The organism is Pseudomonas rustica, from assembly GCF_018336155.1.
Classification (GTDB): Bacteria; Pseudomonadota; Gammaproteobacteria; order Pseudomonadales; family Pseudomonadaceae; genus Aquipseudomonas; species Aquipseudomonas rustica.
Window position 1 is genome coordinate 277856 of record NZ_JAGYHF010000003.1, and the last position, 15482, is coordinate 293337.

Here is a 15482-nt window from a genome sequence, read left to right on the forward strand (position 1 = left end):
CGCGAGTGGATTTGAGTCGCTAGAGTTCGGCCTCGCTCGACTCAAATAATCAATACAAACGGGAGTGTCTTGTGGAAATTGCTTGCCTGGATCTTGAAGGGGTGTTGGTGCCGGAAATCTGGATCGCCTTCGCTGAAAAAACCGGAATCGACTCCCTCAAGGCCACCACCCGGGACATTCCCGATTACGACGTGCTGATGAAGCAGCGTCTGCGCATCCTCGACGAGCACGGCTTGAAGCTCGCCGACATTCAGGAAGTGATCGCCACGCTGAAGCCGCTGGACGGCGCGGTGGAGTTCGTCAACTGGCTGCGCGAGCGCTTTCAAGTGGTGATTCTGTCGGACACGTTCTACGAGTTCTCGCAGCCGCTGATGCGCCAGTTGGGCTTCCCGACGTTGCTGTGCCATCGTCTGATTACTGACGACACCGGGCGGGTGACCAGCTATCAGTTGCGCCAGAAAGATCCGAAGCGTCAGTCTGTGTTGGCGTTCAAGAGCCTGTATTACCGGGTGATTGCGGCGGGGGATTCGTATAACGATACGACGATGCTGGGCGAGGCAGATGCGGGGATTCTGTTCCATGCGCCGGAGAATGTGATTCGCGAGTTTCCGCAGTTTCCGGCGGTGCATACCTTTGCTGAGTTGAAGCAGGAATTCCTTAAGGCCTCCAACCGCGACCTCAGCCTGTAAGCCTGGCTAAATGATCGTTCCCACGCTCTGCGTGGGAATGCCTCAACGGACGCTCCGCGTTCGGCTTTGAATGGGACGCCGAGCGTCCCGGGCTGCGTTCCCACGCAGAGCGTGGGAACGATCATTACTCAGAGGTTTTGCAGGGTTTCGAGGAGGATTCTGACTTTGGTGATCGACTCCTGATACTCAGCCTGCCAGTCCGAATCGGCAACAATTCCGCCACCGCCCCAGCAGCACACCTGCCCATCCTTGACCAACAGACTGCGAATCGCGATGGAGCTGTCCATCTCGCCGCGCACGTCGAGGTACAGCAACGAACCGCAATACAACCCGCGCCGGGTCGGCTCCAGCTCATCAATGATCTGCATCGCGCGAATTTTCGGGGCGCCGGTGATCGAGCCGCCGGGGAAGCTGCCGGCTATCAAATCCAGTGCGTCGCGGTCGTCCGCCAGTTCGCCGGTGACGCTGCTGACCAAGTGATGCACGTTCGGATAGCTTTCCAGACTGAATAACTCCGGTACCCGCACCGAACCAATGCGGCAAGTGCGGCCGAGGTCGTTGCGCAGCAGGTCAACGATCATCAGGTTTTCCGCACGATCCTTGGGGCTGGCCAGCAGTTCGGCGGCGTTGGCGGCATCTTCGGCTGGGGTCAGGCCTCGGGGGCGGGTGCCTTTGATTGGGCGGGTTTCCACTTGGCGCTGGCTGACTTTGACGAAGCGCTCCGGCGACAGGCTTAACACCGCGCCACCGTCAGGCAGGCTCTGGAAACCGGAGAACGGCGTCGGGCAGGCTTCGCGCAATGCGCAATAGGCCAGCCACGGATCGCCTTGGCACTCAGCGCGGAAGCGTTGAGCGAAGTTGACCTGATAGCAATCGCCGGCCTGGATGTAATGTTGAATGCGTTCGAAGGCCTGACGGTAATCGTCTGCCGAGAGGTCGGCGGCCATCGGGTTGTTGAGCTTGAACGGGGTTAAAGCACTAACGACTGGCTGCGTGAACAACAAAATCAGCCGCTGTTTCTCGCTGTCGATCACGGACGGGTGAAAGACCAATTGGCTGGTTGACGTCTGGTGATCGCTGATCAGCGCCCAGTCGTACAGGCCGAAACGTGCGTCAGGCAATTGCAGATCATCGCGGGCCTGGCTTGGCAGGTTTTCCAGATGCCGGCCGAAGTCGTAGCTGAGGTAACCGATCAAGCCGCCGGCGAATGGCAACTCGAAACCCGCCGGTAAATCCGCCTCGCCCAAGTGCTGCAAATTGTCGCGCAACCGCTGGAGGAAATGACTGCCACTCTCGTCCGGCAACACCGCCAGTTGTTCCAGCGGCCAGGCGCTGAGCAGGTCGTAGCGACCACGGTCGGCACTCGGCCGGCCGCTGTCGAGCAGCACGGCGCCGGGCGCGTGGCGGATGGCCGCGAAATAGTCGGCAGGATTGGCGCGGTAGGGCAGCGGGTGTACGGAACAGGTCAACATGGGCGGGGCAGATCGGCCGTTGAGGCGGGGTGGGGATTGTAGTCCTCTCCGATGCCAGATCAAAGTCAAAAGCCACCCCTCACCCCAGCCCTCCCGAAACGTCGGACCGCCCCCAAAGGGGCGAGGGGGAAAGGGAGCAGATCGGGGTTTTACTGATCGTTCCCACGCTCTGCGTGGTAACGCCGCCATGGACGCTCTGCGTCCACTGTGACGCGGAGCGTCACGGGATGCATTCCCACGCAGAGCGTGGGAACGATCATCGGGGGAGATCAGCCTTCGACGGCGGGAATATGCCCAAACATTTCCTGAGTAAACGCCACCCGCTCTTCAGCCGTCTCCACCACCCCACGCGCCTTCAGCTCTTCCAGCCGTGCCTCAACCGCGTGCGTACGCAACGTCAGCCCACAGTCGTTAGCGATCTGAATATTCAACCCAGGCCGCGCATTCAGCTCGAGAATCAGCGGGCCTTTCTCCTGATCGAGCACCATATCCACGCCGATATACCCCAACCCGCACAGCTCATAACAGCCCGCCGCGAGTTTCATGAAACCGTCCCAGTAGGGCAGTTGCACGCCGTCCACCGCGTTGGTGGTGTCGGGGTGTTTGGTGATGATGTTGTTCAGCCAGGTGCCGCGCAGGGTCAGACCAGTCGCCAGATCGACACCGACGCCAATCGCGCCCTGGTGCAGGTTGGCCTTGCCGCCGGATTGCCGGGTCGGCAAACGCAGCATCGCCATCACCGGATAACCCATCAGCACAATGATGCGGATGTCCGGCACGCCTTCATAACTGATGCTTTTGAAGATCTGATCCGGGGTCACCCGGTATTCGATCAGTGCACGGTCACGGTGGCCACCCAGCGAGTACAAACCGGTGAGAATGCTCGAGATGTGGTGCTCAAGCTCCTCGTGGTCAACGATCTTGCCCGACACCGTGCGATAACGGCCCTCGAAGCGGTCGGCGACGACGATGATGCCGTCCCCGCCAGCGCCCTGAGCGGGTTTGATCACGAAGTCGCTGCGCCCGCCGATGATCTCGCCGAGCTTGTCGATTTCCTTCTCGGTGGAAATCACGCCATACAATTCCGGCACGTGGATGCCGGCCTCGATTGCGCGTTCCTTGGTGATGATTTTGTCATCAACGATCGGGTACAGGCTGCGCTTGTTGTACTTGAGCACGTAGTCGGCGTTACGCCGATTGATGCCCATGATGCCGCGCGCTTCCAGCGCCTTCCAGGTCTTCCAGAAACCGAACATCAGGCGTCAGCCTTCTTCAGGAAAGCCTTGAAACGTACCAGTTCCGTCAGGCGGTAGCCGCGATAACGACCCATCGCCAGCATGAAGCCGACCAGAATCAGCAGGATCGCCGGGAAGGTGAACACGAAGTACACCAGCTCAGGCACGGTCATGATCAGGTGCGCCAGGGACGCCGCGAACAGCGTGCCGATCGCCACTTTCATCGCATGGCTGGCGCCGCGTTCTTCCCAGGTGATCGACAGACGTTCGATGGTCATGGTCAGAATCACCATCGGGAACAGCGCCACGGACAAGCCGCGCTCCAGGCCGAGTTTATGGCTGAACAGACTGATCGCCGCGATCAGCACCACGACAAAGGTCAGCACCACCGAGAGTCGCGGCAGCATTTGCAGCTTCAGGTGTTCCAGATAGGAACGTAATGACAGGCCCAGCGCCGTGATCACGGTAAACAGCAGAATGCCGAAGCCCAGTTGCGTCTCGCGGAAGGCGAGGGCGATCAGTACCGGGGTGAATGTGCCGAGGGTTTGCAGGCCGATCAGGTTGCGCAGGATCAGGATCACCAGCACTCCGATCGGGATCATCACCATGATCATGAAAGTCTGCTGGGTCTGCAGCGGTAAGCCGTACAGCGAGTATTCGAGGAAGTTGGCGTCGGTGTTTTCGTCGGTCAGCTTGGCCAGACGAATTGCGTTCATCTCGCTGTTGTTCAGGCTGAAGGTCACATTGGCTTTCTTGCCGCCGTCGACGGTGATCAGGTTTTCATCGCCGGTCCACCACAGCAGGCGGTCGGTCGGCAGGCCTTGCTCGCCGGTTTCCGGGTTGAAATACAGCCAATCGTTGCCGTTGAAGCTGCGCAGCCACAGTTCGGGCATTTGCGGTTGATCGGCGACGAGGCGGATGGTGTGGACTTTTTCCACCGGTACGTGGGCGATGGACAGCAGCAATTCGACGATTTTGGCTTTGTGCGCAGTCGACGGATCGCCGGCCAGCAGCAGTTTCACATTGTCGTCGTTGAGGTTGTTGACGCGTTTGATCGCTTCGCCGATGAAAGTTTCGACATCAGCCGAGTGTTGGCGGATCGGTGCGAGCAGGGCCTCGGCAGCGATTTTTTCCGGGCCTTCGATGGCGATGCTGTCGCGGAAAGTCGGGCCTTTGACCTTGGATTTTTCCGCGGTGTAACGCTTGGTCAGCACCAGACGGTAATAAAGGGTCTGGTTGCCCTTGGCGCGACGTGCCGACCAGGTGACCTTGCGGTTGCCGTCGACACGGTTCACCGCGACGCCGTAGTTATTGGAAATAAAACTCTCATTGAGGCTGACGTAATCGCGGCTCAGCGGCGGTACGAACATCTGGATCTTCACCGGATCCTTGGTGCTGGCGACGAACTCGACTTTGGCGTCGATGTTCCACAAGTCGTCGGTAGCATCTTCGGTCACCGGGATGCCGAGTACGAAAATCTGATAGGCCGTAACCGAAACGCCCAGTAACACCAAAATGGTGATCAGGATTTTCAGGTGGAAGGTTAGAGAACGCATGGAAATTACTCGGCGGTATGAGCGGCGATGGTGCAGGCGGGTTTGCCGGCAGCGTATTTAAGACTGGGGTCGACCAGCGCGTCGAAGCGTTTCAACGCTTCGGAGCCGATCAAAAGCGGGTATTGGAACGCACTTCGGTCGGTCAGGTTCACTTCGATGCTGCGCATCGCCGTGCCCATGCAGATATCCAGCTCGATTACCGGACGGGCGGTGTACTTCTTGCCTTCTTCCGGGTCGTAGTCGCCGGCGCGGCGTTTGATTTTGCTGACGCGGGCCAGTGGCCGTTCGATCGGGTGCGAATGCGCGGCGTCGATCGCCAGGTAGAAACGTACCCAGGACTCACCGTTGCGTTTAAAGCGTTTGATGTCGCGGGCGCTCAGCGAGGCGGTTTTCGCGCCGGTGTCGAGTTTGGCCGCGACTTCGAGATTGATGCCGTCAAGCGAAGCGTATTCGTTGAGGCCGTACACGGTTTTTTCCCCCGCGGCGGCGAGGCCGGGCAGGCAAAACAGGGCAAAAAATGTGGGAAAAGGCTTGAGTCTCATAAATCCTGGTGCGCAGCGTTCCGTGGTCGGTTCAGGTGCCTGGCAAGACTTGTGCAAGCGCCTGCGTGTGCCTGGCAGCTTTTTATGACAAGCCGTACAAATGGCCAGCAAATGCGGGCGGCATTCTAGCACGGTGGTTTTATGGCGCCAGCGCTGGGGGCGGTCTATACAAGATCCAAAGATCGCAGCCTTCGGCAGCTCCTACACTGATCCCTGTAGGAGCTGCCGAAGGCTGCGATCTTTTAAGGTTATTAGACGATTGTCGACAATACCCATTTATCCTTTGACTGATTCGGCTGAATTAGCTAGTTTTTGCCGCATTGGATTTAAAGGTGTCGACAATCATGCTGGATCAACTCGATCCCCCGGTCATCAACGGTGACGATTCCGAGACGCTCTCGGAAAACGTCTTCCGGCGTATTCAGGCGGCCATCGTCAAAGGCGAGATCGCCCCGGGCAGCAAAATTTCCGAGCCGGAACTGGCGCGCACGTACGGCATCAGCCGTGGACCGTTACGTGAGGCGATTCACCGTCTCGAAGGCCAGCGGTTGCTGGTACGCGTCCCGCATGTCGGCGCGCGCGTGGTCTCGCTCAATCATGCCGAGCTGATCGAACTCTACGAAATCCGCGAATCCCTCGAAGGCATGGCCTGCCGTCTGGCAGCCGAGCGCATGAGCGTCGAAGAAATCGACGAACTGCGCCGGGTGCTGGAAACCCACGAGCGCGACGCCGCGTTTCAGGCCGGCGTCGGCTACTACCAGCAGGAAGGCGATTTCGACTTTCACTACCGGATCATTCAGGGCAGCGGCAACCGCACGCTGACCCAAATGCTCTGCGGCGAGCTGTATCAACTGGTGCGCATGTACCGCATCCAGTTTTCCACCACGCCGAACCGCCCGCGCCAGGCCTTTGCCGAACACCACCGGATTCTCGATGCCATCGCCGACCGTGACGGCGAGCTCGCGGAATTGTTGATGCGCCGCCACATCGGCGCCTCGAAACGCAACATCGCCCGTCATTACCAGGACGGCGCCCACAATAAGACAGCCACTGAACGAGGTGAGTCATGAGTTCCAAGCACAGCACTCCAGGCCAGCGTTTCCGCGATGCGGTCGCCAGCGAGCATCCATTGCAAGTGGTCGGCGCGATCAACGCCAACCACGCGCTGCTGGCCAAGCGCGCCGGTTTCAAGGCGATCTACCTGTCCGGTGGCGGGGTGGCCGCAGGCTCGCTCGGCGTGCCGGATCTGGGCATCACCGGTCTGGATGACGTGCTCACCGATGTGCGCCGCATCACTGATGTTTGCGATCTGCCGTTGCTGGTCGACGTCGATACCGGTTTCGGCTCGTCGGCGTTCAACGTCGCGCGCACGGTGAAGTCGATGATCAAGTTCGGCGCGGCGGCGATTCATATCGAAGATCAGGTTGGCGCCAAGCGCTGTGGCCACCGTCCTAATAAAGAGATCGTCAGCCAGCAGGAAATGGTCGACCGCATCAAAGCCGCCGTCGATGCGCGCACCGATGACAGCTTTGTGATCATGGCGCGTACCGATGCGCTGGCGGTGGAAGGTCTGGAATCGGCACTCGATCGCGCCGCCGCGTGCATCGAGGCTGGCGCCGACATGATTTTCCCGGAAGCCATCACCGAGCTGGAGATGTACAAGCTGTTCGCCAACCGTGTGAAAGCGCCGATCCTGGCCAACATCACCGAGTTCGGCTCGACGCCGCTGTACACCACCGAGCAACTGGCCGGCGCCGACGTGTCGCTGGTGCTGTATCCGCTGTCGGCGTTCCGCGCGATGAACAAGGCTGCGGAAAACGTCTACACGGCGATCCGCCGCGACGGCACGCAGCAGAATGTCATCGACACCATGCAGACTCGCATGGAGCTTTACGATCGTATTGATTACCACACGTTCGAGCAGAAGCTCGATGCGTTGTTTGCTGCGAAGAAATAAAGATCAAAAGATCGCAGCCTGCGGCAGCTCCTACATAGATCCCTGTAGGAGCTGACGAGTGCAACGAGGCTGCGATCTTTTCGCCACACTCCCTAACAAATTCAAGATTGGAGATAGAAATGGCCGAAGCAAAAGTACTCAGTGGCGCCGGGCTCCGTGGCCAGGTTGCCGGGCAAACCGCACTGTCCACCGTGGGCCAGGCCGGTGCCGGGCTGACCTATCGCGGCTACGACGTGCGCGAACTGGCAGCCGATGCGCAATTTGAAGAAGTCGCCTACCTGCTGCTCTACGGCGAACTGCCAACCCAGGCGCAACTCGACGAATACCAAGGCAAGCTGAGCAAGCTGCGCGACCTGCCGCAAGCGCTGAAGGAAGTGCTCGAACGCATCCCCGCCGACGCCCACCCGATGGACGTGATGCGCACCGGCTGCTCGTTCCTTGGCAACCTCGAACCGGAGAAGGACTTCTCCGAGCAGCGCGACAAGACCGACCGTTTGCTCGCCGCATTCCCGGCGATCATGTGCTACTGGTATCGCTTCAGCCACGACGGCAAGCGCATCAACTGCGTGAGCAGCGAGCCAACCATCGGCGGCCATTTCCTGCACCTGTTGCACGACAAGAAGCCGAGCGAACTGCACGTCAAAGTGATGAACGTGTCGCTGATCCTTTATGCCGAGCACGAATTCAACGCCTCGACCTTCACCGCCCGTGTTTGTGCATCGACGCTGTCCGATCTGTATTCCTGCGTGACCGCAGCCATCGGTTCGCTGCGCGGACCGTTGCATGGCGGCGCCAACGAAGCGGCGATGGAAATGATCGAGCGCTTCTCGTCGCCGGAAGACGCGATCAAAGGCACCCTCGGCATGCTCGAGCGCAAGGACAAGATCATGGGCTTCGGCCACGCGATCTATAAGGACAGCGACCCGCGCAACGAAGTGATCAAAGGCTGGGCGAAACAGCTGGCAGATGAAGTCGGTGACAAGGTGTTGTTCCCGGTTTCCGAAGCCATCGACAAGACCATGTGGGAACAGAAAAAACTTTTCCCGAACGCCGATTTCTACCATGCCTCGGCGTACCACTTCATGGGCATTCCGACCAAGCTGTTCACGCCGATCTTCGTCTGCTCGCGCCTGACCGGCTGGGCCGCGCACGTGTTCGAACAGCGCGCCAACAACCGCATCATCCGCCCAAGCGCCGAGTACATCGGCGTCGAACAGCGCAAGTTCGTGCCAATCGAACGTCGCTGAATGGTGAGTGCCAACTCCTGATCGCAATCCCTGTAGGAGCTGCCGAAGGCTGCGATCTTTTGATCTTTGTTTTCAAGATCAAGATCAACAGATCGCAGCCTTCGGCAGCTCCTACAGGGGGGGATCGGCGAGAAGGCATCACCCTTTGCAACCACCGTGACCCGAGTCCTGACCCGATGAACACAGCATTCCGCAAAACCCTGCCCGGCAGCCCTCTGGATTATTTCGACGCCCGCGCGGCGGTCGAAGCGATTCAGCCCGGCAGTTACGACACCCTGCCGTACACCTCCCGCGTGCTGGCGGAAAACCTGGTGCGTCGCTGCGACCCGGCCACGCTCACCGATTCCCTCAAGCAACTGATCGAACGCAAACGCGACCTCGATTTCCCGTGGTTTCCAGCGCGTGTGGTCTGCCACGACATTCTCGGCCAGACCGCGCTGGTCGACCTCGCTGGCCTGCGCGACGCCATCGCGTTGCAGGGCGGCGACCCGGCGCAAGTCAACCCGGTAGTGCCGACGCAACTGATCGTTGACCACTCGCTGGCCGTCGAGGCCGGTGGTTTCGACGCTCAGGCGTTCGAGAAAAACCGCGCCATCGAAGACCGGCGCAACGAAGACCGCTTCCACTTCATCAACTGGACGAAAAAGGCCTTCAAGAACGTCGACGTGATCCCGCCGGGCAACGGCATCATGCACCAGATCAACCTGGAGAAAATGTCGCCGGTGATCCAGGTGCGTGAAGGCGTGGCGTTCCCCGACACCTGCGTTGGCACCGACAGCCACACGCCGCACGTTGATGCCTTGGGCGTGATCGCCATCGGTGTCGGCGGCCTCGAAGCCGAGAGCGTGATGCTCGGCCGCGCCTCGTGGATGCGTCTGCCGGAAAGCGTCGGTGTTGAACTGACCGGCAAGCTGCAACCGGGCATCACCGCCACCGACATGGTGCTGGCGCTGACCGAATACCTGCGCAAACAAAAGGTCGTTGGCGCATGGCTGGAGTTCTTCGGCGAAGGCGCCGCTGCGCTGACCCTCGGCGACCGCGCAACCATCTCCAACATGGCCCCGGAATACGGCGCCACCGCAGCGATGTTCTACATCGATCAGCAGACCATCGATTACCTGAAACTCACCGGTCGTGAAGACCAGCAAGTGCAGCTCGTCGAGCAATACGCCAAGCTGACCGGCCTGTGGGCAGACAGCCTGAAAGGCGCGCAATACGAGCGCGGCCTGACTTTCGATCTGTCTTCGGTGGTGCGCAACATGGCCGGCCCGAGCAACCCGCACGCCCGCGTCGCGACCTCGGATCTGGCGGCCAAAGGCATCTCCGGTCAGTGGGAAGACGTCCCCGGGCAAATGCCTGACGGCGCGGTGATCATCGCCGCCATCACCAGTTGCACCAACACCAGCAACCCGCGCAACGTCATCGCCGCTGGCCTGATCGCGCGCAACGCCAACAAGCTCGGCCTGACCCGCAAACCGTGGGTGAAATCCTCGCTGGCGCCGGGTTCGAAAACCGTTGCGCTGTATCTCGACGAAGCAGGGCTGACCACTGAACTGGAGCAGCTCGGTTTCGGCGTCGTCGCCTTCGCCTGCACCACGTGCAATGGCATGTCCGGCGCGCTCGATCCGGTGATCCAGCAAGAGATCATCGACCGCGATCTGTATGCGACTGCGGTGCTCTCGGGCAACCGCAACTTCGACGGCCGCATCCACCCGTACGCCAAGCAAGCGTTCCTCGCTTCGCCGCCGCTGGTGGTCGCTTACGCCATCGCCGGTACCATCCGTTTCGATATCGAGAAAGATGTCTTGGGCGTGGTCGACGGCAAGGAAATCCGCCTGAAAGACATCTGGCCAAGCGACGAAGAAATCGACGCCGTGGTGAAGTCTTCGGTCAAGCCTGAGCAGTTCCGTCAGGTCTATATTCCGATGTTCGCCGTCCACGAAGACACCGGCCCGAAAGTCACGCCGCTGTACGACTGGCGCGTGATGAGTACCTACATTCGCCGTCCGCCGTACTGGGAAGGCGCGCTGGCCGGCGCGCGTCCGCTGAAGGGCATGCGCCCGCTGGCGGTGCTGCCCGACAACATCACCACCGATCACCTGTCGCCTTCGAACGCGATCATGCTCGACAGCGCCGCTGGCGAATACCTGGCGAAAATGGGCCTGCCGGAAGAGGACTTCAACTCCTACGCAACGCACCGTGGCGACCACTTGACCGCACAGCGCGCGACCTTCGCCAACCCGAAACTGTTCAACGAAATGGTCGTGGAAAACGGCAAGGTCAAACAGGGTTCGCTGGCGCGGGTCGAGCCGGAAGGCAAGGTCATGCGCATGTGGGAAGCCATCGAAACCTACATGGAACGCAAACAGCCGCTGATCATCATTGCCGGCGCCGATTACGGTCAGGGATCGTCCCGCGACTGGGCGGCGAAAGGCGTGCGTCTGGCCGGTGTCGAAGCGATTGCCGCTGAAGGTTTCGAACGCATTCACCGCACCAACCTGGTGGGCATGGGCGTGCTGCCGCTGGAGTTCAAAGCAGGCACCGACCGTCACACCTTGGCCATCGACGGCAGCGAAACCTACGACGTGATCGGCGAGCGCAAACCGCGCGCGGACCTGACGCTGGTGATCCATCGCAAGAACGGCGAGCGCGTTGATGTGCCGGTGACTTGCCGTCTGGATACCGCAGAAGAAGTGTCGATCTACGAGGCCGGCGGCGTGTTGCAACGTTTCGCTCAGGACTTCCTTGAAGAGTCGGCGGTTGCCGTTTAAATCAACTGATGTGGGCATGGGGTTTCAGGCCCCATGCCTTCGGTAAGGAGCAATATGGCTCACGCACCACAGATCAAAATCCCCGCCACCTACATGCGCGGCGGTACCAGCAAAGGCGTGTTTTTCAGCCTCAAGGATTTGCCCGAAGCGGCGCAGATTCCCGGGCCGGTTCGCGACGCTCTGCTGCTGCGCGTGATCGGCAGCCCCGACCCGTACGACAAGCAGATCGACGGCATGGGCGGCGCGACGTCGAGCACCAGCAAAACCGTGATCCTGTCGAAAAGCATCAAGGCCGATCACGACGTCGATTACCTGTTTGGCCAGGTCTCCATCGACAAGCCATTCGTGGACTGGAGCGGCAACTGCGGCAACCTCTCGGCAGCGGTCGGCTCGTTCGCTATCAGCAATGGCTTGGTCGAGGCCAGCCGCATTCCGCACAACGGTGTTGCGGTGGTGCGCGTGTGGCAGGCCAACATCGGCAAAACCATTATTGCGCATGTGCCGATCACCAACGGCGAAGTGCAGGAAACCGGTGATTTCGAACTCGACGGCGTGACCTTTCCGGCCGCCGAAGTGCAAGTCGAATTCATGGATCCGGCGGCGGAAGAAGAGGGTGGCGGTGGCTCGATGTTCCCCACCGGCAACTTGATCGATGAGCTGGAAGTGCCGGGTGTCGGCACGTTCAAAGCGACGATGATCAACGCCGGCATCCCGACGATTTTCGTCAACGCCGAAGATATCGGTTACACCGGCACCGAGCTGCAAGGCGCGATCAACAGCGATCCGAAAGCGCTGCAAATGTTCGAGACCATTCGTGCTTATGGCGCGCTGCGCATGGGCCTGATTGCCAATCTGGATGAAGCGGCGAAACGGCAGCACACGCCGAAAGTCGCGTTTGTTGCCAAGCCTGCGGATTATGTGGCTTCCAGTGGTAAGGCGATTGGCGCTGGTGAGGTCGATTTGCTGGTGCGCGCGTTGTCGATGGGCAAGTTGCACCACGCGATGATGGGCACGGCGGCGGTGGCGATTGGTACGGCGGCGGCCATTTCTGGCACGTTGGTGAACCTTGCGGCGGGTGGCGTTGAACGCAATGCCGTGCGCTTCGGGCATCCGTCCGGGACGTTGCGGGTTGGTGCTGAAGCCAGTCTGGAAAACGGCGAATGGATCGTCAAAAAAGCCATCATGAGCCGTAGCGCTCGCGTTCTCATGGAAGGCTACGTCCGCGTCCCCGGAGATTCTTTCTGACACAACACCCACCCCTGTAGGAGCTGCCGAAGGCTGCGATCTTTTGATCTTGTCTTTGAAGGTCAAGATCAAAAGATCGCAGCCTTCGGCAGCTCCTACAGGGTTTGCATTTCGATAATAAAAATCCAAAACAGCCTGAACCGAGGTCCCATCAACGAACCACTTCACGAGTGAATCGAACATGAGCGCCAACGTCGACCTGAACAACCGCCCCGGCTACGACCGTGTCCTGCAGGACATTGCCGACTACGTCCTGACCTTCAAAACCGCATCTGCCGAAGCACTCGACACCGCCCGCAACTGCCTGATGGACACGCTGGGCTGTGGCCTGCTCGCACTGCGTTTTCCCGAATGCACCAAACACCTCGGCCCGATCGTCGAAGGCACCGTCGTGCCGTTTGGCGCGCGCGTCCCCGGCACTTCCTATCGTCTCGACCCGGTCAAAGCCGCGTGGGACATCGGTTGCATCGTTCGCTGGCTCGACTACAACGACACCTGGCTCGCCGCCGAGTGGGGCCATCCATCCGACAACCTCGGTGCGATTCTCGCGGTGGCCGATCATCTCTCGCAAAAGCGCGTGGCCAACGCTGAAGCGCCGCTGACCATCCGCGATGTGCTCGAAGCGATGATCATGGCTCACGAGATTCAAGGCGTGATCGCCCTGGAAAACTCCTTCAACCGCGTAGGACTTGATCACGTCATTCTGGTGAAAGTCGCCTCCACCGCCGTCACCGCCAAACTGATGGGCGCCAATCGCGAACAACTGTTGTCGGCGTTGTCCCACGCTTTCGCCGACGGCCAAGCGCTGCGCACTTATCGTCATGCGCCCAACGCCGGCTCGCGAAAATCCTGGGCGGCGGGGGATGCATCGAGTCGTGGCGTGCGCTTGGCCGACATCGCCATGCGCGGCGAGATGGGCATTCCCGGGGTGCTGACGGCAAAACAGTGGGGCTTTTATGAGGTGCTGTTCAGCCACAGCAACAACGATCTGGCGTTGAAACCGGAAGAAAAACGCGCTTTCAGTTTCTCGCGCGCGTTCGGCAGTTACGTGATGGAAAACGTCCTGTTCAAAATCAGCTTCCCCGCCGAATTTCATGCGCAAACGGCCTGCGAAGCGGCGGTGACCTTGCACCCGCACGTGCGCAATCGTCTGCACGAAATCGACCGCATCGTCATCACCACTCACGAATCGGCGATCCGCATCATTTCCAAAGTCGGGCCGCTGGCCAATGCCGCTGACCGTGACCACTGCATCCAGTACATGACCGCCGTGCCGCTGGCCTTCGGCAATCTGGTGGCCGAGCAATACGAAGACGATTTCCACAAGGCGCACCCGATCATCGATGTGCTGCGCGAGAAAATGGTCATCGTCGAAGACCCGCGTTTCACCCGCGAATACCTGGAGCCCGACAAGCGCTCGATTGCCAACGCCGTGCAGGTGTTTTTCAAGGATGGCAGCAGCACCGAAAACGTCGTCGTGGAATACCCGATCGGCCATCGTCGCCGCCGCGCCGAGGGCATTCCGTTGCTCGAAGACAAGTTCAAAGCCAATCTGGCCACGCGTTTTACCGGTCAGCGCAGCAGCGAGATCTTCACACTGTGCAAAGATCAAACCCGACTCGAGTCCACCCCGGTAAACCGCTTCGTCGACCTGTTCGTGATTTGAAGGTACAAACCCGCTCCCTGTAGGAGCTGCCGCAGGCTGCGATCTTTCGACGTCGATGTTTAAAAACAAGATCAAAAGATCGCAGCCTTCGGCAGCTCCTACACGGACCGCATACGCCATTTTTCGATGGGCAATTTGGTGATGGCAAAACCGCTCAACAAAATCGCTGAATAGATCATCAGCTCCCGGGACAGGGTTTGCCCCTCGTACCAGGCGCCGATGATCACGGCGAACACCGGGAAAATGATAAACACGAACGACAGGATGATCGGGCTCAGGCGTTTCAGCAGCAAAAAGTAGACGATAAATCCGCCCACTGAGGCGACCAGTCCGAGGTAGAACAGCGCGCCCCACGAGCGTGCCGTGATGTTTTCGAACACCGGGGTTTCAACGCTCAATCCGACAATAAATAACATCGCCCCGGCAATGCCGATCGGCAGCGTGTTATAGGTGATCACGCTGATCGCGCTGCCGTGTTTTTTCGTCACCACGTAGCACAGCGCATGCATCACGGCGGCGCAGAGAATCGCCAGCACCCCCAGCCATTCGGCCTGATCCAGATGCAAACCCTGACTGCGAATAATCATGAAAAGACTGCCAAAACCGATGGCAATGCCGAGCATCTGCGACGGGTAGATTTTCTCGCGCAGAAACAGCGCGGAAAACAGCAGGATAAATACTGGCATGCAGCTGAACAGCAACGCAGTCAGGCCTGACGAAACATGCATTTCGCCGTAGTTGAGCAGGTAGTAGGGCAGGCTGAAATACGACAGCGTGACGAACACAAAAAACCAGCGGCTCTGCCGAGGGAACAGCAGCGGTTCTTTACGCAGCAACGCGAAACTCAAAAACAGTGGAAATGCGATGAGAAAGCGCAGCCCGGCCGCGGTCAGTGGCGGCACACTTTCTACAGCAATCTTGATCCCCAGCCACGTCGTGCCCCAACTCAGGCAGACGATCAGAAACAACGTGCTGGTAATTAACCCGGCAAGCCAGGGTTTGCTGATGCTTATCGGTGTGCTGACGGCGGTCGACATGCGGTGTGCTCCGAGCGGCTGAATTGACCTGGTCACAGAAAAGGTCTATCCCTGATTGAACCTGT

At 59.8% G+C, this 15482-nt stretch carries 12 protein-coding genes; 7 read left to right on the forward strand and 5 right to left on the reverse strand.

Going from position 1 to position 15482, the window contains the following annotated elements:
- The first annotated feature begins 71 nt into the window (after nucleotides 1-71).
- A complete protein-coding gene (gene thrH / locus KFS80_RS06940) occupies nucleotides 72-689 on the forward strand; it encodes a bifunctional phosphoserine phosphatase/homoserine phosphotransferase ThrH (RefSeq protein ID WP_212544325.1) in 618 nt (205 codons plus the stop codon).
- A gap of 128 nt (nucleotides 690-817) precedes the next feature.
- Here the strand turns inward: thrH and pabB are convergent, their stop codons facing one another.
- The 4 genes from pabB to rloA form a co-directional block, all read right to left on the reverse strand.
- Nucleotides 818-2161 (reverse strand): aminodeoxychorismate synthase component I, encoded by a 1344-nt coding sequence (pabB, locus tag KFS80_RS06945; protein ID WP_212544326.1) that lies wholly within the window; start codon nucleotides 2159-2161, stop codon nucleotides 818-820.
- 269 nt (nucleotides 2162-2430) lie between these two features.
- A complete protein-coding gene (locus KFS80_RS06950; protein ID WP_053116864.1) occupies nucleotides 2431-3417 on the reverse strand; it encodes an alpha-L-glutamate ligase-like protein in 987 nt (328 codons plus the stop codon).
- A complete protein-coding gene (rloB, locus tag KFS80_RS06955; RefSeq protein ID WP_159815415.1) occupies nucleotides 3417-4952 on the reverse strand; it encodes an osmotic stress tolerance membrane protein RloB in 1536 nt (511 codons plus the stop codon). The genes KFS80_RS06950 and rloB overlap by 1 nt, the downstream gene beginning before the upstream one ends.
- A gap of 5 nt (nucleotides 4953-4957) precedes the next feature.
- Nucleotides 4958-5494, reverse strand: coding sequence for a retropepsin-like aspartic peptidase RloA (rloA, locus tag KFS80_RS06960; protein WP_053116866.1), 537 nt, complete (start codon nucleotides 5492-5494; stop codon nucleotides 4958-4960).
- A 347-nt stretch (nucleotides 5495-5841) separates the two neighbouring features.
- Here rloA and KFS80_RS06965 point away from each other — a divergent pair, with 347 nt between their 5' ends.
- The 6 genes from KFS80_RS06965 (at nucleotide 5842) to prpD (ending at nucleotide 14380) form a co-directional block, all read left to right on the forward strand.
- Nucleotides 5842-6564, forward strand: coding sequence for a GntR family transcriptional regulator (locus KFS80_RS06965; protein WP_172680069.1), 723 nt, complete (start codon nucleotides 5842-5844; stop codon nucleotides 6562-6564).
- Nucleotides 6561-7451, forward strand: coding sequence for a methylisocitrate lyase (gene prpB, locus KFS80_RS06970; RefSeq protein WP_007916432.1), 891 nt, complete (start codon nucleotides 6561-6563; stop codon nucleotides 7449-7451). Before KFS80_RS06965 ends, prpB begins: the two co-directional genes overlap by 4 nt.
- A 119-nt stretch (nucleotides 7452-7570) precedes the next feature.
- Nucleotides 7571-8698, forward strand: coding sequence for a bifunctional 2-methylcitrate synthase/citrate synthase (prpC, locus tag KFS80_RS06975; RefSeq protein ID WP_212544327.1), 1128 nt, complete (start codon nucleotides 7571-7573; stop codon nucleotides 8696-8698).
- A gap of 176 nt (nucleotides 8699-8874) precedes the next feature.
- Nucleotides 8875-11469: a Fe/S-dependent 2-methylisocitrate dehydratase AcnD gene (gene acnD, locus KFS80_RS06980; protein ID WP_212544328.1), complete on the forward strand. Its 2595-nt coding sequence runs from the start codon at nucleotides 8875-8877 to the stop codon at nucleotides 11467-11469.
- A gap of 54 nt (nucleotides 11470-11523) precedes the next feature.
- Nucleotides 11524-12714, forward strand: a complete 1191-nt coding sequence (prpF, locus tag KFS80_RS06985) for a 2-methylaconitate cis-trans isomerase PrpF (RefSeq protein WP_212544329.1) — start codon at nucleotides 11524-11526, stop codon at nucleotides 12712-12714.
- Between the two features lie 181 nt (nucleotides 12715-12895).
- On the forward strand, nucleotides 12896-14380 hold the full coding sequence (gene prpD / locus KFS80_RS06990) for a 2-methylcitrate dehydratase (RefSeq protein ID WP_212544330.1): 1485 nt from the start codon (nucleotides 12896-12898) through the stop codon (nucleotides 14378-14380).
- Between the two features lie 98 nt (nucleotides 14381-14478).
- Here prpD and KFS80_RS06995 read toward each other — a convergent pair whose 3' ends face one another.
- Nucleotides 14479-15417 (reverse strand): DMT family transporter, encoded by a 939-nt coding sequence (locus KFS80_RS06995; RefSeq protein ID WP_212544331.1) that lies wholly within the window; start codon nucleotides 15415-15417, stop codon nucleotides 14479-14481.
- Nucleotides 15418-15482: the final 65 nt, after the last annotated feature.